Origin of the sequence: Raineyella fluvialis, assembly GCF_009646095.1 — a bacterium.
Lineage (GTDB): Bacteria > Actinomycetota > Actinomycetes > Propionibacteriales > Propionibacteriaceae > Raineyella > Raineyella fluvialis.
Window position 1 is genome coordinate 1,643,310 of the sequence record NZ_CP045725.1, and the last position, 17,461, is coordinate 1,660,770.

Annotated in this window: 17 protein-coding genes and 2 riboswitches; of the genes, 7 read left to right on the plus strand and 10 right to left on the minus strand. The window is 71.6% G+C overall.

Annotated features, from left to right (window positions below):
* Positions 1 to 168 precede the first annotated feature (168 nt).
* The 7 genes from Rai3103_RS07540 to meaB all read left to right on the plus strand — a co-directional run bounded on the left by Rai3103_RS07540 (position 169) and on the right by meaB (position 9,440).
* On the plus strand, positions 169 to 1,569 hold the full coding sequence (locus tag Rai3103_RS07540; RefSeq protein ID WP_228489257.1) for an HNH endonuclease: 1,401 nt from the start codon (positions 169 to 171) through the stop codon (positions 1,567 to 1,569).
* Positions 1,570 to 1,578: 9 nt separating this feature from the next.
* Positions 1,579 to 2,790: a precorrin-6y C5,15-methyltransferase (decarboxylating) subunit CbiE gene (gene cbiE / locus Rai3103_RS07545; RefSeq protein ID WP_153572070.1), complete on the plus strand. Its 1,212-nt coding sequence runs from the start codon at positions 1,579 to 1,581 to the stop codon at positions 2,788 to 2,790.
* Positions 2,787 to 3,527, plus strand: a complete 741-nt coding sequence (cobM, locus tag Rai3103_RS07550; RefSeq protein ID WP_153572071.1) for a precorrin-4 C(11)-methyltransferase — start codon at positions 2,787 to 2,789, stop codon at positions 3,525 to 3,527. Before cbiE ends, cobM begins: the two co-directional genes overlap by 4 nt.
* A 34-nt stretch (positions 3,528 to 3,561) precedes the next feature.
* Positions 3,562 to 3,787, plus strand: a riboswitch (cobalamin riboswitch).
* A gap of 95 nt (positions 3,788 to 3,882) precedes the next feature.
* Positions 3,883 to 4,320 carry a hypothetical protein gene (locus tag Rai3103_RS07555; protein ID WP_153572072.1) on the plus strand — a complete coding sequence of 146 codons (438 nt, stop codon included), beginning with the start codon at positions 3,883 to 3,885 and terminating at the stop codon, positions 4,318 to 4,320.
* Positions 4,317 to 6,227, plus strand: a complete 1,911-nt coding sequence (mutA, locus tag Rai3103_RS07560) for a methylmalonyl-CoA mutase small subunit (protein WP_153572073.1) — start codon at positions 4,317 to 4,319, stop codon at positions 6,225 to 6,227. Before Rai3103_RS07555 ends, mutA begins: the two co-directional genes overlap by 4 nt.
* The gene (gene scpA / locus Rai3103_RS07565) at positions 6,224 to 8,440 is read left to right on the plus strand and encodes a methylmalonyl-CoA mutase (RefSeq protein WP_153572074.1); all 2,217 of its coding nucleotides are present in this window, start codon (positions 6,224 to 6,226) and stop codon (positions 8,438 to 8,440) included. The genes mutA and scpA overlap by 4 nt, the downstream gene beginning before the upstream one ends.
* Complete coding sequence (gene meaB / locus Rai3103_RS07570) at positions 8,424 to 9,440, plus strand: methylmalonyl Co-A mutase-associated GTPase MeaB (protein WP_153572075.1); 1,017 nt, start codon at positions 8,424 to 8,426, stop codon at positions 9,438 to 9,440. The genes scpA and meaB overlap by 17 nt, the downstream gene beginning before the upstream one ends.
* 12 nt (positions 9,441 to 9,452) lie before the next feature.
* Here the strand turns inward: meaB and Rai3103_RS07575 are convergent, their stop codons facing one another.
* The 10 genes from Rai3103_RS07575 to Rai3103_RS07620 all read right to left on the minus strand — a co-directional run bounded on the left by Rai3103_RS07575 (position 9,453) and on the right by Rai3103_RS07620 (position 17,455).
* Positions 9,453 to 10,256 (minus strand): energy-coupling factor ABC transporter ATP-binding protein, encoded by an 804-nt coding sequence (locus Rai3103_RS07575; protein ID WP_153572076.1) that lies wholly within the window; start codon positions 10,254 to 10,256, stop codon positions 9,453 to 9,455.
* Complete coding sequence (cbiQ, locus tag Rai3103_RS07580) at positions 10,253 to 11,032, minus strand: cobalt ECF transporter T component CbiQ (protein WP_153572077.1); 780 nt, start codon at positions 11,030 to 11,032, stop codon at positions 10,253 to 10,255. The genes Rai3103_RS07575 and cbiQ overlap by 4 nt, the downstream gene beginning before the upstream one ends.
* A gap of 6 nt (positions 11,033 to 11,038) precedes the next feature.
* Positions 11,039 to 11,404 carry an energy-coupling factor ABC transporter substrate-binding protein gene (locus Rai3103_RS07585; protein ID WP_153572078.1) on the minus strand — a complete coding sequence of 122 codons (366 nt, stop codon included), beginning with the start codon at positions 11,402 to 11,404 and terminating at the stop codon, positions 11,039 to 11,041.
* A complete protein-coding gene (locus Rai3103_RS07590; RefSeq protein ID WP_153573661.1) occupies positions 11,397 to 12,092 on the minus strand; it encodes an energy-coupling factor ABC transporter permease in 696 nt (231 codons plus the stop codon). The genes Rai3103_RS07585 and Rai3103_RS07590 overlap by 8 nt, the downstream gene beginning before the upstream one ends.
* A 30-nt stretch (positions 12,093 to 12,122) precedes the next feature.
* Positions 12,123 to 12,222: riboswitch (cobalamin riboswitch) on the minus strand.
* A gap of 26 nt (positions 12,223 to 12,248) precedes the next feature.
* Positions 12,249 to 13,175: a YbaK/EbsC family protein gene (locus Rai3103_RS07595; protein ID WP_153572079.1), complete on the minus strand. Its 927-nt coding sequence runs from the start codon at positions 13,173 to 13,175 to the stop codon at positions 12,249 to 12,251.
* A gap of 3 nt (positions 13,176 to 13,178) precedes the next feature.
* Positions 13,179 to 14,015 carry an alpha/beta fold hydrolase gene (locus Rai3103_RS07600; protein ID WP_153572080.1) on the minus strand — a complete coding sequence of 279 codons (837 nt, stop codon included), beginning with the start codon at positions 14,013 to 14,015 and terminating at the stop codon, positions 13,179 to 13,181.
* 30 nt (positions 14,016 to 14,045) lie between these two features.
* A complete protein-coding gene (locus Rai3103_RS07605; protein ID WP_153572081.1) occupies positions 14,046 to 15,260 on the minus strand; it encodes an NAD(P)/FAD-dependent oxidoreductase in 1,215 nt (404 codons plus the stop codon).
* A complete protein-coding gene (locus tag Rai3103_RS07610) occupies positions 15,260 to 15,628 on the minus strand; it encodes a non-heme iron oxygenase ferredoxin subunit (RefSeq protein ID WP_153572082.1) in 369 nt (122 codons plus the stop codon). The genes Rai3103_RS07605 and Rai3103_RS07610 overlap by 1 nt, the downstream gene beginning before the upstream one ends.
* A gap of 40 nt (positions 15,629 to 15,668) precedes the next feature.
* On the minus strand, positions 15,669 to 16,400 hold the full coding sequence (locus Rai3103_RS07615) for an antibiotic biosynthesis monooxygenase (protein WP_153572083.1): 732 nt from the start codon (positions 16,398 to 16,400) through the stop codon (positions 15,669 to 15,671).
* A 2-nt stretch (positions 16,401 to 16,402) separates the two neighbouring features.
* Positions 16,403 to 17,455, minus strand: coding sequence for a VOC family protein (locus Rai3103_RS07620; protein WP_153572084.1), 1,053 nt, complete (start codon positions 17,453 to 17,455; stop codon positions 16,403 to 16,405).
* Positions 17,456 to 17,461: the final 6 nt, after the last annotated feature.

Consider the following 17,461-nt stretch of genomic DNA (forward strand, 5'->3'; position numbering starts at 1 on the left):
GGTCCGGAGCAGCTCGATCCGGTGCGCGTCGCCGCCTCGCCGACCCGTCGAGTGTAACCCGGGTCATATCGGGTCACCGGTGTAGGCGGGGTCGGTCGGGGTGCGGGGTGATGTCAGAGCTGAGTTCTAGCGTGGGGGCTGTCGGGAGGATCTGCTCGAGGGGGAGCGATGACGGTGACCATGACAGCGCCTGCGCAGGCGTGGGTGGAGACGGATTGGCCGGACCCACCGGCCTGGGTGGCGGCCGAATGGCCGCAGGATGTGTTCGCGGTGCCCGGGCCGCAGCGTGCGGCCGACGTCGACCTGCCGGACGTACGGCAATGGATCCGCTGGCTCGGGACGCAGGAGGTGTTCGACGTCGGGGATCTGCGGCTCGAGGAGGCGTCGGCCCGCTGCATCGAGCTGATCACGGCCCTGGAGAAGCTGAAGGCCGCCACGGCGGCTGCCCAGGCGAGGGTGTCCGAACGGTTCGACCTGCTGCAGCGGCAGCTGCAGACCGACGCAGGGGTGCCGGCGCGCCGGTTGGGTGAGGGGGTGGGCGCGCAGGTGGCGCTCGCCCGGGGCGAATCGCCGGTCAAGGGTGGCCGATTCCTGGGTGCGGCGCAGGCCTGGGTGCGCGAGATGCCGCGGACGCTCGAGGCGCTCGCCGAGGGTCGGCTCAATGAGTGGCGGGCGACGCTGGCGGTGCGGGAGACGGCCTGTCTGGCGATCGAGGACCGTCGGGCGGTGGACGAGGACTTCGGGAAGCTTCTGGCTGCCCGCAAGACCATGGGGGACCGGACGATCACGGCGGAACTGCGCCGGATGGTCTACGAGCGCGACGCCGAGGCCTACATCCGGCGGATCGAGGCGGCGGTGAAGGGACGCCGGGTGACGAGCCGGCCCGCGCTGGACGGCATGGCGTACGTGACGGGGCTGCTGCCGCTGCAGCAGGCTGTCGGGGTGTACGCGGCGCTCTCGCAGGCGGCTGATTCCGCACGCGCCGCCGGCGACGAGCGGGGGCGCGGCCAGCTGATGGCCGACACCCTCGTCGAGCGGGTGACGGGTCGACCGGCGGACCGGCCCTGCGACGTCCACCTCGACATCGTGATCACCGACCACTCCCTGTTCGCGGAGGACGACACGGCGGCGGAGATCGGCGATGTCGGGCCGGTGCCCGCGGGCTGGGTGCGGCGGATGCTGGGCACGATCGAGGATCCCGACGTACGCGTGCAGGTCCGGCGGCTCTTCCGGGGACCGGGGGCCACCCTGATGGCGACGAAGACGGCTGGCCGGTTCTTCACCCGGGGGCTGCAGCATCTGATCCGGGTCCGGGACCAGCACTGTCGTACCCCGTGGTGCGACGCCCCGATCAGGCACGCCGACCATGTCGTGGACCACGCGTCGGGCGGGCCGACCGACCTGGACAACGGCCAGGGCTTGTGCGAGCGCTGCAACCACACGAAGCAACTGGCCGGCTGGGCCGCCAGCGTGGACCCCGGACCCGAGCACCGGGTCCGGTGGGAGACGCCGACCGGGCACACGTACGACTCACTGCCGCCGCTCGGGCCGGGGGAGGGCCGCCACTAGGGTGTACCCGTGATCGAGGTCGTGGGAGTGCGGGCCGACGGGCCGGATGAGGCCGCCCGCCGGATGTTGGCCGACGCCGAGGTGGTGCTCGGCGGTGAACGTCATCTGGCGATGGCGCGCGCCCTCGGCGTCCAGGCCGAACTCGTCCCGTGGCCCTCGCCGATGCGTCCGGGCCTGCCCGCTCTGATGGAGTCGGTGGCCGGCCGCCGGGTGGTGGTGCTCGCCTCGGGTGATCCGATGGTGTCCGGCATCGGCTCGACCCTGGTCAGGCTGCTCGGACCGGAGGCCGTCCGCATCCGGCCGGCCGCGTCCTCACTGGCTCTGGCACGCGCCGAGATGCGCTGGCCCGAGGAGACCTGCGACTTCGTCAGCCTGGTGGGTCGTGACATCGATCGGCTGCGCCGTCACCTCGCTCCAGGCAATCGGGTGATCGCACTGTCCGGCGGACGGGGGACGCCCGCCGAGGTCGCCGCGCTGCTGCGGGAGGCCGGCTTCGGAGCGACCCGGATGACCGTGCTGTCGGACCTGGGGTCCGAGGCCCAGGCCCGTTTCGACGGCACCGCCGCGGAGTGGCCGTACGACACGGTCCCGCCGCTGAATGTGCTGTGCCTCGACGTGGCCATGGCGGACGGCGCGCGCCCGGCCGGCCTGTCGTTGGCCCCCGGTCTTCCCGACGAGGACTTCGAGAACGACGGCCAGCTCACCAAGCGCGACATCAGGGCCTCGGCGCTGGCGCATCTGCGGCCCTGCCCCGGCGAGCTCCTCTGGGACGTCGGCGCCGGTGCCGGCTCCGTCGGCATCGAGTGGGCCCGCCTGGACCGGCGCAATCGCGTGGTCAGCATCGAGCGTGACCACGAGCGGGCCGCCAGGATCCGTCGCAACGCGGACCGTCTCGGGGTGCCCGAGCTGCGGGTCGTCGAGGGCGACGCGGCGACCGCGATCGATGACCTGCCCACGCCCGACGCGGTGTTCCTCGGCGGCGGTGCGACCGCCGAAGTGATCGCCGCGTGCTGGGAGGCGCTGCGTCCCGGCGGCCGGATCGTGGTCCACACCGTCACCCTGGAGACCGAACGGGCCATCATCGATGCCTGGCAGCGCCATGGCGGCGACCTCACCAGGCTGTCGATCGAGTCGGGCCAGCCGATCGGGCGGTTCACCGGCTGGAAGCCGGCCCGGCCCGTGGTCCAATGGGCAGCCCAGAAGAACCAGGAGAACGCGTGACCGTCCACTTCATCGGAGCCGGCCCCGGAGCCGCCGACCTGCTGACCTTCCGTGGGGCCGCCCTGATGGGTGCCTCACCGGTCTGCCTGTACGCCGGCACGTACGTCACCGAGGAGATGCTGGCGCATTGCCCCGACGGCGTGGAACTGGTCGACACGGCCGTGGTGAACCTTGATGAGCAGGTCGCCATCATGAAGCGCGCCGCCGACGAGGGCCGTGACGTGGCTCGCCTCTGCTCGGGCGACCCGTCGATCTACTCCGCGATCGCCGAGCAGACCCGTCGACTGGACGCCGAGGGCATCGAGTGGGACGTCACCCCCGGCGTCCCGGCCTATGCCGCGGCCGCCGCGCTGGTGGGCAAGGAGTTGTCCGTGCCCGAGGTCGCCCAGACGGTCATCCTCACCCGCGCCCAGCGGGACTCGACGAAAATGCCGCCGGAGGAGTCGCTCAAGGAACTCGCGAAGACCCACGCCACCCTGGTGCTGCACCTGGCGATCCGGTTCGTCCGCCAGATCCAGGAGACCCTCATCCCGGAGTACGGCGCCGACTGCCCGGTCGTCGTCGTGTCCCGGGCCGAGCAGCCGGACGAGCTGATCCTCCGCGGCACCCTCGCGGACTTCGCCGACGCCGTGGAGGAGCACGACCTGCGCCAGGCCGCCATCATCATCGTCGGCTGGGCCCTGGACAGCGAGGATTTCCCGGACTCCCACCTCTACCGCACGCGGCATTCCCGCTGACCCGCAGCCCGCCTCCGCGCGCGGAACACGACCCGGTAGGGTGCTGCTCGCTGGTTCGGACGGTGGAGTGATCCGCCGCCCGTCGCAAGAGGGAACCCGGTGTGAATCCGGGACTGTCCCGCAGCGGTAATGGGGAACGACACCACCACACGAGCACTGGGCCGACGGGTCTGGGAAGCGGTGGTCGAGGAACCCGGCAGGAGCAGCAATCTGCTGGAAGGCCCCTGAGTCCGAAGACCTGCCAGCACGCGGGCGCCACCTGGCGCCGGCGTGACAGTGCCTCGGGATCGGGGTGTGTGTCGCTGGCTGCGGCACGTTTCACGGTCCTCGAGGTGCACGAGTCCGAGGAGCCATCATGGAAGCCCTGTCCGTCCACCGTTCGTACGCCCACTACCGGGGCGCCGACATCGCCACCGTCATCCCCAGCCTCCTTGACTGGGACGACACCGGTTACCTCCGCAGCCTGGATCCGTCCGCCCTCCACGATCGCCTCCATCTCGTCACGGCCGCCCGGGACGGGCTCCTGGTGGGATACCTCGTGGTCGATGCCGCCGGCGGGCTGATGCGGATCGTCGACGAGCACCTCGTCGTCGGCGCCGACCCGAGCGGGGAGCTCGCTCGGGATCTGACCGAGTTCGGCGTGGACGTCGCCGCGAGTCCGTGGGGTGACGTGGAGGTCGCCCGTACGAGCGTGGCGGTACCGCACCTGTTGCGGGACGGCTGGCATCCGCTTGCTGATGGCGCTCGGCGCCCAGGACCCACCATCACCATGAGTGGAGCAGGAGCCGCATGACAACACCGACAACCCAGTCAACGCGAGACATCCCCCCGGACGTCGGCACCGAGGAGCCACCGGGATTCATCCTCGCCGGTGACTTCCCGACGCCGACCGAGGCGGACTGGCGGGCAGCCGCCGGCAAGGTGCTCAACCGCAAGCGACCGCCCGAGCGGCAGCTGACCCCCGACGAGGCCGTCGGGCGACTGCGCCGCGCGACGGTCGACGACGTCACGATCGATCCCCTCTACACGCGTGAGGGGGTCACCGAGGACCTGGGCTACCCCGGGGTGATGCCTTTCGTTCGTGGCACGACGGTGCGCCGTGGGCAGATGGACGCCTGGGACGTCCGCGCCCTCCACGAGGATCCCGAGGTGGCCTTCACCCGCAAGGCCGTCCTGACCGACCTCGAGCGGGGCGTCACCAGCCTGTGGCTGCGCCTCGACCCCGACGCGATCGCCCCCGGCGACCTCGGTGAGGTGCTGGCCGACGTACTGCTCGACCTGGCCAAGGTCGAGGTCTCCAGCCGGACCGACCAGGTCGCCGCCGCCGAGGCGCTCCTCTCGCTGGTGGAGGCCAGCGGCAAGGACCGCGCCGCGCTGTCGGTCAACCTCGGCCTCGACCCGATCGGCTTCGCCGCCGACCAAGGCGTGGCGGCCGATCTCAGCGGCATGGCGCCGTGGGTCGCCCGGCTCGAGGGCTACACCCAGTCGCGTCCGTTCGTCGTCGACGCCACCCTCTGGCACAACGCCGGTGCCGGTGACGTCCACGAGGTCGCCTGGGCGCTGGCGACGGGCCTGGAGTATGTCCGGGCCCTCGTCGAGCAGGGTCTCCCGCTCGACGACGCCTTCGACGCGATGATCTTCCGGGTGACCGCGAGTTGTGACGAGTTCGCCACCATCGCGCGGCTGCGGGCGCTGCGCCGCTGCTGGGCGCGGATCGGTGAGGTGCTCGGGGTCGCCGAGGATCGTCGCGGTGCCCGCCAGCACGCGGTCACCTCCTGGCGGGAACTGACCCGCGACGACCCGTACGTGAACATGCTGCGCGGCACGATCAGCACCTTCTCGGCCGCCGTGGGTGGCGCCGAGGCGATCACCACCCTGCCGTTCGACACCGCGCGCGGCCTGCCCGGCGAGTTGAGCCGGCGCGTGGCGCGCAACACCCAGATCGTGCTCGCCGAGGAGTCCAACATCGGCCGGGTCAACGATCCCGCCGGCGGGACCTGGTACATCGAGTCGCTCACCGACGAGATCGCCGACGCCGCCTGGAGCGCGTTCCAGGAGGTCGAGGCGGCGGGCGGCATGGTCGCCGCCCTGGCCGACGGGCTGCCCACTCGCATCCTGGCCGACCTCAACGAGAAGCGCCGGCACCTGCTCGCCACCCGGCAGCGGCCGCTGACCGGCGTCTCGGAGTTCCCGAACACGTCGGAGCCGGCACTCGACGTCCGTCCACGCCCCGAGGCCCCGGCCGGCAACGGTCTGGTGCGCCACCGCGATGCCGAGGTCTTCGAGGCCCTGCGCGACCGCACCGGCGACTCGGGTCAGGCGGTGTTCCTGGCGTGCCTGGGGTCCCGCCGCGACTTCGGCGGCCGGGAGGGCTTCGCCTCGAACCTCTTCCACATCGCCGGACTGGCCACCCCCTCCTGCGAGGGTGGCAGCACCGACGAGGTCGTCGCCGCCTGGCGCGCCACCGGCACCCCGGTGGCGGTGCTCTGCTCCTCCGCAACGGTCTACGCGGAGCAGGGTCTCGAGGTCGCTGCCGCCCTTAAGGAGGCCGGTGCCCGCACCCTGCTCCTGGCCGGATCCCTGAAGGAACTCGGTGACCCGGCGCGCGCCTCGGCCCTCATCGACGGGACGATCGCCCTCGGTGTCGACGTCGTCGAGGTCCTCACCACCACGCTCGACACGCTAGGAGTCGCCCGATGAGCGCAATGCCGCGATTCGACTCGATACCCCTCGGCGGCCGCGACGTCCCCGCTGACGCCCGCGCCCGTTTCGAGGCCCTGCTGGCCGCCGGCCCCACCGAGGAGTGGGAGACGCCGGAGCAGATCCCGGTGCAGCACGTCTACGGACCCGAGGCGTACGAGGGGCTGGACTTCCTCGACACCCGTCCGGGCATCCCGCCGTACCTGCGGGGTCCGTACGCCACGATGTACACCAACCAGCCGTGGACGATCCGGCAGTATGCCGGCTTCTCCACCGCCGAGGAGTCCAACGCCTTCTACCGGCGCAACCTGGCCGCGGGCCAGAAGGGCCTCTCGATCGCGTTCGACCTGGCCACGCACCGCGGCTACGACTCGGACCACCCGCGCGTCGCCGGTGACGTCGGGATGGCAGGTGTGGCGGTGGACTCCATCCTCGACATGCGCCAACTGTTCGACGGCATCCCGCTGGACCGGATGAGCGTGTCGATGACGATGAACGGTGCGGTGCTGCCCGTCCTGGCGCTGTACGTGGTGGCGGCCGAGGAGCAGGGGGTGAAGCCGGAACAGCTCGCGGGGACCATCCAGAACGACATCCTCAAGGAGTTCATGGTCCGCAACACCTACATCTACCCGCCGGCCCCCAGCATGCGGATCATCTCGGACATCTTCGCCTTCACCAGCGCGAACATGCCCAAGTTCAACTCGATCTCCATCTCGGGCTACCACATGCAGGAGGCCGGGGCGACGGCCGACATCGAGATGGCCTACACCCTGGCCGACGGTGTCGACTACATCCGCGCCGGTGAGTCCGTCGGGCTGAAGGTCGACCAGTTCGCCCCCCGCCTGTCGTTCTTCTGGGCGATCGGGATGAACTTCTTCATGGAGGTCGCCAAGATGCGGGCCGCGCGCCTGCTCTGGGCCCGCCTCGTGCGGCAGTTCGACCCGAAGAACCCGAAGTCGATGAGCCTGCGGACGCACTCGCAGACCTCGGGGTGGTCGCTGACCGCCCAGGACGTCCACAACAACGTCATCCGGACGTGCGTCGAGGCGATGGCGGCGACCCAGGGGCACACCCAGTCGCTGCACACCAACGCCCTCGACGAGGCCATCGCCCTGCCGACGGACTTCAGCGCCCGGATCGCCCGCAACACCCAGCTGTTCCTGCAGCAGGAGTCGGGCACCTGCCGGGTCGTGGACCCGTGGGGAGGATCGGCGTACGTCGAGAAGCTCACCCACGACCTGGCCCGCCGGGCGTGGACGCTGATCGACGAGGTCGAGCAGGCCGGCGGCATGACCAAGGCCATCGAGGCCGGCATCCCCAAGATGCGCATCGAGGAGGCGGCCGCCCGCACCCAGGCGCGGATCGACTCCGGCCGCCAGCCGGTGATCGGCGTCAACACCTACCAGCTCGATCACGAGGCGCCTCTCGAGGTGCTGAAGATCGACAACAAGCAGGTGCGTGCCGCCCAGATCGCCAAGCTGGAGCAGCTGCGCGCCGGCCGTGACGAGGCCGCCTGCCAGGCGGCCCTGGAGCGGCTCACCTGGGCCGCGGCCAATCCCGACCCGACCGATCCCGAGCGCAACCTGCTCAAGCTGGGCATCGACGCGGCCCGGGCCCAGGCCTCGGTCGGTGAGATGTCGATGGCCCTGGAGCAGGTCTTCGGTCGCTACACCGCCCAGATCCGTACGATCAGCGGTGTGTACTCCAAGGAAGCCGCCGGATCCCCGGCGATGGGCACGGCCCGGGAGATGGTCGAGGCCTTCATCGAGGCGGAGGGCCGACGGCCGCGCATCATGGTCGCCAAGATGGGCCAGGACGGCCACGACCGAGGGCAGAAGGTGATCGCCACGGCCTATGCCGACCTCGGCTTCGACGTGGACGTCGGCCCGCTCTTCCAGACCCCCGAGGAGGCGGCCCGCCAGGCCGTCGAAGCCGATGTGCACGTCATCGGCGTCTCCTCGCTGGCCGCCGGCCACCTGACCCTGGTGCCGGCGCTCCGCGAGGAGCTCGAGCGGCTGGGACGGCCCGACATCATGATCGTCGTCGGCGGGGTGATCCCCGAGCAGGACTTCGAGGAGCTCCGCGCCGCCGGCGCTTCGGCGATCTACCCGCCGGGCACGATCATCCCGGAGGCCGCGGTGGACCTGCTGACCGAGCTGCGCGCCCGGCTCGAGGCGACGGAGGACCGGCCGGTCGATGCCCAGACCGATTGATGTGATGGCCCTCGCCGACGGTGTTCGGCGAGGGTCGCCCTCCGCGGTGCCGCGGGCCATCACCCTGGTGGAGTCCCAGCATCCCGCCCACCGCACCGCGGCCCGTCGGCTGCTCACCGAGATCGCCCCGCTGACGGGGCGGTCGGTGCGGGTGGGGATCTCCGGCGTGCCGGGGGCGGGGAAGTCCACCTTCATCGACGCCATGGGAACCCGGCTGATCGAGCGCGGGCACCGGGTCGCGGTCCTGGCGGTCGATCCGTCCAGCACCAGGACCGGCGGGTCCGTCCTGGGGGACCGCACCCGGATGGCGCGGCTCACCGCGTCCGATCGGGCGTACGTCCGGCCGTCCCCCTCCGGGGGGCATCTGGGCGGGGTGGCCCGGGCCACCCGCGAGGCGATGATGGTCGTCGAGGCGGCCGGTTACGACATCGTCATCGTGGAGACGGTCGGGGTCGGCCAGTCCGAGGTGGCGGTGGCCGGCATGGTCGACACCTTCCTCCTGATCGCGCTCACCGGTGCCGGGGACCAGCTGCAGGGCATCAAGCGCGGCATCCTCGAGCTTGCCGACCTGATCGCCGTCAACAAGGCCGACGGGGACAACGTGACCGAGGCCCGGGTCACCGCCCGGGAGTTGTCGATCGCGATGAAGCTGATCTCGTCCGATCCCGACTCCCGCCGCTCACCCGTGCTCACCTGCAGCGCGTACACCGGCGACGGTCTGGACGAGGTGTGGCAGGAGGTCCTGGCGCACCGCCAGTGGGTCGAGGAGACCGTCGGTCTCGACGCCTTCCGGTCGGCCCAGCAGGTCGACTGGATGTGGGCGCAGGTCGAGTCGGCCCTGCTGGGGGCCGTCCACGCGGACCCCACCGTCCGCGAGGAATCGACGGCCGTCGCTGCGGCCGTGCGCGCCGGCGAGCTGTCGGCCCTGGAGGCCTCGGGAAGGATCCTGGCGGCGTACGCCCGGGCCGTCCCGCGGCTGGACTGGGCCGCGGACGACTGACCCGTCGGGGGCTCAGGGCCTCGCCAGCAGTCTGGTGACGTCCTCGAGCCCCCGCGGCCGCTCCGCCCAGCCGAGGCGGGCGGCCAGCTCCAGCGGCCAGGGCGTGCGCAGGTGGGCGGCCGCGACCAGCACCGGGTCGCCCAGCAGGTCCGCGACGGGACCCTGCCGGGTACGTCCGCCGGTGACGACGACGGCCGACGTGCCCCAGGCGAGCGCCAGATCGACGTCGTGGGTCGCCATGGTGACCGTCGTCCCGTGCGCCTCCAGCCGCGCGATCGCGGTGAGCATGTCCTCGACGCCGTCAGGGTCGAGACCCGCCGTCGGCTCGTCGAGCAGCAGGTGGGACGGTCGCATCGCGACGGCCCCGGCGACCGCCACCCGCTTCTTCTCTCCGTACGAGAGCTGGTGGGTGGCCCGCTCGCTCAGGTGCGAGACCCCGAGCAGGTCGAGGGCCTCGACGACCCGGTCGCGCGCCTCGTCCTCGGACAGCCCGAGGTTGAGCGGCCCGAACGACACGTCCTGCGTCACGTCGGCGCTGAACAGCTGGTCGTCGGGATCCTGCAGCACCAGTTGCACGCGGCGGCGATGGTCGCTCAGTCCGTGCCGGCTGTGCTGCAGCGGGACACCGTCGATCGACACCACCCCTCCGGTCGGCACGATGGCACCCGACAGACAGCCCAGCAGCGTCGTCTTGCCCGACCCGTTGGCGCCCAGCAGGACCGTACGCTCACCGGCCGTCAGGCTCACCGACACCTCGTCCAACACCGTGCCTCGGGACGGATAGCCAGCGGAGAGGCCTTCAGCCTGCAGGGTCATGCCAGTACTCCGAATCCGTGGGTGCCGAGGGCGGCGAGCACCAGCAGCCACGCGCAGGTGGCGGCCAGGAACGCCGGGGTGTGGGGTCGTACGTGGCGCAGGGTCCGCAGGTCGTCGGTGTAGCCGCGTCCGGCGAGCCCGCGCTCCAGCCGGCGGGACCGTTCCCAGGCGCGGACCAGCACCCCGGCCGCGAGCGCGCCGAACGAACGCAGGGATCGCCGCAGGCCGACGTAGCCCAGCCGGGCCGCCTGGGCGCTGCGGATCGTCACGGCCGACTCCCACAGCACGAAGAGCAGCCGGTACATCAGCGCGGCGATGTCCATCGCCGGCCCCGGGATGCCGACGCGCCGCCCGGCGTCGACGAGGTCGACCATCGGCGTGGAGACGGCGAGCAGGACAACGGCGCACGCGCCCGCCACGCTGCGGCCCAGGACCGTCGCGGCGCGCGCCACGGACTCCGCCGTGATCGCCAGCGGCCCCCACGCCCACCAGATCGTCGACCCGGGATGCACCGGGCCGACCTCCAGCGCGATGGAGAGCACGCCCGTGACCACAAAGGCCAGCGGCAGGGTCAGCGCCGCGAGCCAGAGCCGCCACCCGACCCTGGCGAACCGGATCGCCGCCACGCTCAGCCCCAGCACCACCAAGGGCGTGACCGGCCAGGCCGGCACCACCAGGTCCAGCAGGAGTGTCCCGGCGACGAGGAACGTCTTGTCCGCGACGGCGATCCGCCGCCAGGGGCTGCCCCAGGCCGCGGCGTCGAGTGAGAAGGCCACCGGTGCTCAGCCCTCGCGGGACTCGGCGGCGGGCCCGGCGGCGGACTCGGCGTCAGGCCGCCCCTCGCGCAGCCGCCGGATCTCCCGCCGCGACTGCAGCCGGCCGATCGCCCAGCCCAGGACCGCTCCGCCCAACGCCGCCTGGGCGGCGAACAGCCCGGACTCGATCTCCGCGCTGCCGACCCGGAAGACCGGCTGGAACCAGGGCGTCACGCCGTTGCCGGCCAGGGCGGTGACGGCCGCGGAGTCGGTCCCGCCGAACTGGGCCCCTGGTGCCATCGCCCGGGCGATGGTGAACGTAGCCACCAGCAGCACGACGATCACCCCGACCAGGGTCCAGGTCACCCATGCCCGCTGCCGTCGCTCAGGCACGGACGCCGCCCTCGGCCTCGGCGGGCTGCGCCGGGTGGGGCATGATGCCCAGGCCGGCGAGTTCGGGACCGGCGATGGAGCGCAGGACCCGGAAGAGGACGACGCCGACCAGCCCCTCGATCACCGCCAGCGGGATCTGGGTGAGCGCGAAGATGGTGGCGAACTTCGCGAAGGCCGCGCCGAACGTCGGGTCGGGGTAGGCCAGCGCCAACTGGCCCGAGGTGACGACGTACGTGGCCAGGTCGGCGAGCGCCATCGCCACGAACACCTGGACCTCCAGCGGTGTCCGCAGCCGGCGGAGCACGACGTACGCCGCGTAGCCGACCCAGGGACCGGCGATGGCCATCGAGAAGACGTTCGCGCCCAGCGTGGTCAACCCGCCGTGGGCGAGCAGCAGCGCCTGGAAGACCAGCACCACCGTGCCGAGGAAGGCCATCACGGGTGGCCGGAAGAGGATCGCCCCGGCCCCGGTGCCCGTGGGATGCGACGAGGAGCCGGTGACCGAGGGCATCTTCAGCGCCGAGAGGATGAAGGTGAAGGCGCCGGCGGCGGCCAGCAGCACCCGGTTCTCCGGGTGTTCGCGGACCTGCCGGACGGTGGCACGGACCCCCTGCACGACGAACGGTGCGGAGGCGACGGCCCAGCCGACGCAGTGGGAAACGGGGAGGAACCCCTCAGCGATGTGCACCATGTGTCCTTCCGGGATGACGCGTCCCGATCGTGGCCTGCCCTCGGGATGAGTTCCTGACTTGACTCACAGTGGCGCGACCGCGCCGGATTTCCACCGGCTTCCTCGAGTCCCGAGTGTTGTGGACCACATAGTAACCCGCTGACGCGGCGTCGCTCACTCCGGGTCGGTGACGTCGATGACCGTCGCTCCGAGGACCGCCACCAGGTCCTCGGCCGCCAGCACGAAGGCGGTCCCGTGGTCCCCACCGCCGATCGACACCTCGCGGCCGGGCGGGTCGACGAGCGTACGGTCCGCGTAGACAGGCCAGGCGTGGGTGGCGCCGAACGGGGTGATGGTGCCCCGCTCGTAGCCGGTGACCTCCCGGGCCTCCTCGGCACCGGGCATGGTCAGCCGGTTCACACCGAGCGCGGCGCGCACCTTCTTCCAGGAGACCTTGCGGCCGCCCGGGACGAGCAGGAAGAAGTAGTCCTCCGCCGCCCGGCGCACCACCAGGGTCTTGGTCAGGTCCGAGGGCGGCACGCCGATCGCGGCAGCATGCTCCTCGAGGCTGGTGCTCGGCAGGTGCGTCCGGACGCGATGCGACGCGCCGGTCCGCTCGAGGGCGGCGAGGGCGCGGTCGGCGCCGGGCAGCGGGGGTTCGGTCACGGTCCCAGCATGCCCGGCCGGCGTCCCCGGGTGAAGCCAGACCTCGTCACCGCGCAGTTCCACCCGGTGCGTACGGGCGGACACGGTTGCCGGCAGGGACAACGCCTCCCCGGTGACCAGGGAGAAGCGGGCCTCGTGCACCGGGCACTCGACCCAGCCGTCCTCGATCCAGCCGTCGGCGAGCGAGGCGTACCGGTGGGTGCAGGCGTCGTCGAGGGCGTAGAGGCGACCCGCGCTGCGGAAGACGGCGATGTCGGCGCCGGTGCCGTTGACGCCGCCGGGGACGACGATCGCCGCGCCGTCCGCGAGGTCACCGACGGTGCCGACGCGCAGCGGCGGCAGCGGAACGGCGGGTGGCGGACCGTTGTCGGGACGCGACGACGCCCGGCGCAGCCATCGCCGCAGCGATGACCCGCGCCGGGCGCCCCGTGTCATGACTCAGTTGTTGGTGATGAACTCGTCGACGAGGCGGTTGAACTCGGCGGCGTGCTCGATCTGCAGCCAGTGGCCGCACCGGTTGATCAGCACCAGGCGGCTGTTCGGGATCAGCGAGACGAGGCGCAGGCTGTGCTCGAAGTGCACCACCCGGTCGTCGCGACCGTGGAAGAGCAGCGCCGGCGCCTGGATCGTACGGACCTTGGCCTGGTCCAGCTCGACCACGGCACGGTTGCCGATGGCGTCGAGGAAGTTCTTGTTGTGCTCCGGCTGCGCGGCGACCATGTCGGCGCGGCCCTGAATCAGGTCGTCCGTGGCGAAGGAGTTGTCGAACGTCATGACGTTGACCAGTTCCTTCATCACCGCGAAGGACGGCTCGCGGTAGCCGCGCTGCAGGATCTTGATGCCCTCGCTCAGCCCGCCGGGGCCGAAGAGCGTGGTCGAGCCGGAGGACGACCCCATGGTGATCAGCCGGTTGACCCGCTCGGGGTACTCGTAGCCGAAGCGGATCGTCGAGCCGCCGCCCATCGAGTTGCCGATCAGGGTGGCCTTCTCGAGGCCGAGCTCGTCCATCAGGTCGGCGACGGCCTTGGGGTGGTTGCGCTCCTGCCAGGTGACGGGATCCGACTCGCCCCAGCCGGGCATGTCCGCGGCGATGACGTGGTACTTCTCGGCGAAGGCCGGGATGTTGTTCGAGAAGTTGGTCCAGCCGGTCGCGCCGGGGCCTGAGCCGTGCAGCAGGATCAGGGCCTCACCGTCGGCCGGTCCGGCCTCGTTGAGGTGGATCCGCCCGGAGGCGGTGTCCACGAACCGGCTGGTGTTCTCGTACGTCAACTCCATGGAAATGTCCTCTTCTTCGTGGCAAAGGGCTCAGCGGGCGAGCTTCTTGAGCTCGATCGCCGGGTCGGCGAGCTTGATCGGGTCGACCACCAGGCCGCGGTCGATGATCCGGCGAGCGGCGCGGACGGCCGTGCCGCCGTCCAGAGTGGCGGCGCCGATCATCCGGCCGTCGGCTTCCATCCGGAAGGCCGCGACCGGCACGCCGTCGACGTAGCGGACGATCGGGGTCCCGTTGACCAGGTCGCCCACCGCCTCGACATGCACACCGTAACGATCCGACCACATCCAGGCAGCCCCGTGTTCCGGAAGCGGCTTGCCGACGATCGCGGCGGCGACGTTCTGACCGCCGTGCATGGCCGACTCCCAGTGCTCGTGGCGGCGCAGCACGGTGCCGTCGGCCCGGCGGATCCGGGCCACGTCCCCGGCCGCGTAGACGCCCGGGTTGGTGGTGCGGTGGGCCTCGTCGACCAGGATCCCCTGGTCGGTCGCCAGCCCGGCGGTCTCGGCGAGGTGCGTCTCGGGGACGATGCCGACCGCGACGAGCACCGCGTCGGCGACGACACTGCTGCCGTCGTTGAGGGTGATCGTGTACTCGGCACCCGACTGCCTGATGGCCGTGGTCATCGCGCACCGGACGTCGACGCCGTGGGCGGCGTGCATCGCGTGCAGCCGGACGGCCAGTTCCGCGCCGGTGAGCGGGACCAGCGGCACCGGCACCGGGTCGATCAGCGAGACGGTCGCCCCGTCCTTGACGGCGGTGCTGGCCACCTCGGCGCCGATCAGACCGGCGCCGATGATGGCGAGACGTACGCCGGGCTTCAGCAGGCCCCGCAGCGTGTCGGCGTCGGCCTTGGTGCGCAGTTGCAGCAGACCGGGCAGGTCGCCGCCGGGGATCGGGAGCCGTCGTGCCCGCCCGCCGAGCGTCAGCACGGTGGTGCCGGCGCGGAACGTCGACCCGCCGGCCAGCTCCAGCACGCCCTCGTCGGGGCGCAGCGCGGTGACGCGGTCGGTGACCAGTTCCACGGCATTGTCGGAGTACCACGAGTCGGGGACGAAGGAGAGCTTCTCCAGCGGCATCGAGCCGTCGAGGTACTCCTTGCTCAGCGGCGGCCGGTCGTACGGCACGCCCTCCGGATCGATGATCGTGACCCGGCCGTCGTATCCATGCTTGCGCAGCTCCTGGGCGGTGGTGAAACCGGCCAGGCCGCCGCCGACGATGGCGACGCCGTCGTCCCCGGCCGGCATCAGGCCGTCACCTGCGTGACGGCGCCCTCGACGGGCACACCCGGGTGGAGCCAGATCTCGTCACCGCGGAGCTCGACCTTGTGCGTCCGGGCCGGAATGCTCGCCGGCAGGCAGAGCGCGGCGCCGGTGCACAGGGAGAAGCGGGCCGAGTGGATCGGGCACTCGACCTCCTCGCCCTCGATCCAGCCGTCGGCCAGCGAGGCCTCCTCGTGGGTGCAGGTGTCGTCGATGGCGTAGTACTTGCCGTCGGAGAAGAAGACGGCGATGTCACGGCCGGTGCCGTTGGTGGCGCCGTCGACGACGATCGCCTCCTCGTCCTCGATGTCTCCGACGTCGGCGACCTTGATCGGCTCGAGCTTCTCGCTCATGGTGGGAGTCCTTCCTGTACGTGGGGTGGGGTGCGCCGGCTCAGCTGGCCGGCCACGCCACCGTCGTGGCGTAAGCGTACGAGTCGGCCGGTAGCCACCGCTCGTAGTGGTGCCGGAACTGCTGCCGGCGGTAGAACTCGCGCGTCTGCGGTCCGCGCTGCGGGGTGGCGGGGATCCGCAGCGGGTCGCCGCGGAAGGTCGCGGTGGACAGTCGTAGCGCCCAGTGCCGGTCGTAGACGACCTGGTCGGCCCACACCTCGACGAGGAGCAGGTGACCGGGCAGCTCGGTGTTCTCACACCAGTGGTAGCTGACGCAGCCCTCCTCCCGGCGGGTCTCGGCGACCTCGGCGGTGATCCGGTCGTACATCGCCGGGCTGGCCTGGACCGCGTTCTGGATCACCACGCGCACCTCGCCCGTCGCGGGCCAGCGGATGGCGCGATGCGACTCGCCGAGTCGCTCCGGCTCCCAGACACCCTCGCGCAGCGCGTAGATCTCGCGGCGGTAGAACTCGGTCCCCACCGACCCGTCCGCCGCCGCGCCGGTGACCAGACCGGTCAGCACCGGATAGTCGCCGGCCAGCGCGCGACGCCAGAACGCGTCGTACGCCTCCTCGGTCTCCCACAGCATGGTGAGGACGTGGAAGGAGCTCTCGTCGAGGCTGCCGTACAACTCGGCGCTGGCGCAGCCCGGGGCCTTGCGCAGCAGCGTGGTCTCCTCGCGCAGTGGTGCGGGATCGGCCAGGTCATGGAACTCGTGCAGGACGCGGAGCATCGTCAGTCCTCCTCGACGCGGGTGCGGAAGTCGACCACCCAGTCGGGGGCCATGTACCTATCCTCCGCCGGGAAGCGCCGGTGCACCCCCTCGATGAGGAATCCGCCGAGCCGGTCGAAGGTGTCGAAGTAGGCGTACTCCGACGCCCCGCCGCGTAGGTCGGAACCCATGCACAGCGGTGCGCCGAGTGCGGTCATCGCCTCGACGGTCTGCGCCCAGTCGGCGGAGTCCGTGGTGAGGTAGGGGAACAGGTGGTGGATCCCCGGTCCGCGCTGGTCGGTGAACTCCCGGTTGTAGTGCGCCGGACCGTACGTGCACTGGATGATCTCGAAGCCGAAGTCCCCGGTGGAGCCCTGCGCGGTGAAGTAGCCGTGCTGCACCGGGCGCAGGTCGCGGTAGTACGGATTGTCGAGGCGGCCGTGCTCGGTCTGCCAGGTCTTCACGGCGAACGACTCGATGCCGAGGATCGCCCGGTACTGCTCGAGCGTCGCCAGGGTGTCGTCGACGACCACGCCGAAGTGGAAGACCTGCTGCATCGGCAGCGGTGTGCGGCCGCCGCGCAGGGCTTCGCCGTCGAGCGTACGGACCTCGCCCGTCGCAGCGTACGGGGCCGGCAGTACCTCGAGCAGGTAGCCGCCCAGGGCCTCGCGGGTGTCCCAGAAGGTGCGGCGGACGTCCCCGTCGACCACGTGGGTGTGGGCCGCCCGGATCCCCAGTGCCCCGAAGTGCGAGGCGATGGACGCCTCGTCGGCGCCCTCGGCGCGGACGGTGAGGTAGGCGATGCCCTCGCCCCGGGAGAGGAGGAAGTGGGAGAACGGCGTCTCGCCACCGGTCGGTTGGACCAGTTCGAACGGGACGTTCCCGCCGGCCCGCCCGAAGGCGGTGCGGTAGGTGCCGGCGCTGCGCCGCCCGTACGAGACCATCGCCGACAGGCGGTCGTCGGTGCAGTCGTTCGTCGTCCACTCGGTGGTGTCGAGGTAGGTGGCGTGCTGCTCGATCGCCTGGTCCAGGTCGCGGACCACGACGCCGATCTTCTCGAGGGTCGTGATGTTCACGGCTCT

Coding starts and splice junctions, on each gene's coding strand:
- Rai3103_RS07605 (WP_153572081.1), bottom strand. CDS start 15,260: ATGCCGGCCGGGGACGACGGCGTCGCCATCGTCGGCGGCGGCCTGGCC.
- Rai3103_RS07615 (WP_153572083.1), bottom strand. CDS start 16,400: ATGCTCCGCGTCCTGCACGAGTTCCATGACCTGGCCGATCCCGCACCA.
- Rai3103_RS07610 (WP_153572082.1), bottom strand. CDS start 15,628: ATGAGCGAGAAGCTCGAGCCGATCAAGGTCGCCGACGTCGGAGACATC.
- Rai3103_RS07600 (WP_153572080.1), bottom strand. CDS start 14,015: ATGGAGTTGACGTACGAGAACACCAGCCGGTTCGTGGACACCGCCTCC.
- Rai3103_RS07595 (WP_153572079.1), bottom strand. CDS start 13,175: ATGACACGGGGCGCCCGGCGCGGGTCATCGCTGCGGCGATGGCTGCGC.
- Rai3103_RS07575 (WP_153572076.1), bottom strand. CDS start 10,256: ATGACCCTGCAGGCTGAAGGCCTCTCCGCTGGCTATCCGTCCCGAGGC.
- meaB (WP_153572075.1), top strand. CDS start 8,424: ATGCCCAGACCGATTGATGTGATGGCCCTCGCCGACGGTGTTCGGCGA.
- Rai3103_RS07555 (WP_153572072.1), top strand. CDS start 3,883: ATGGAAGCCCTGTCCGTCCACCGTTCGTACGCCCACTACCGGGGCGCC.
- scpA (WP_153572074.1), top strand. CDS start 6,224: ATGAGCGCAATGCCGCGATTCGACTCGATACCCCTCGGCGGCCGCGAC.
- Rai3103_RS07540 (WP_228489257.1), top strand. CDS start 169: ATGACGGTGACCATGACAGCGCCTGCGCAGGCGTGGGTGGAGACGGAT.
- mutA (WP_153572073.1), top strand. CDS start 4,317: ATGACAACACCGACAACCCAGTCAACGCGAGACATCCCCCCGGACGTC.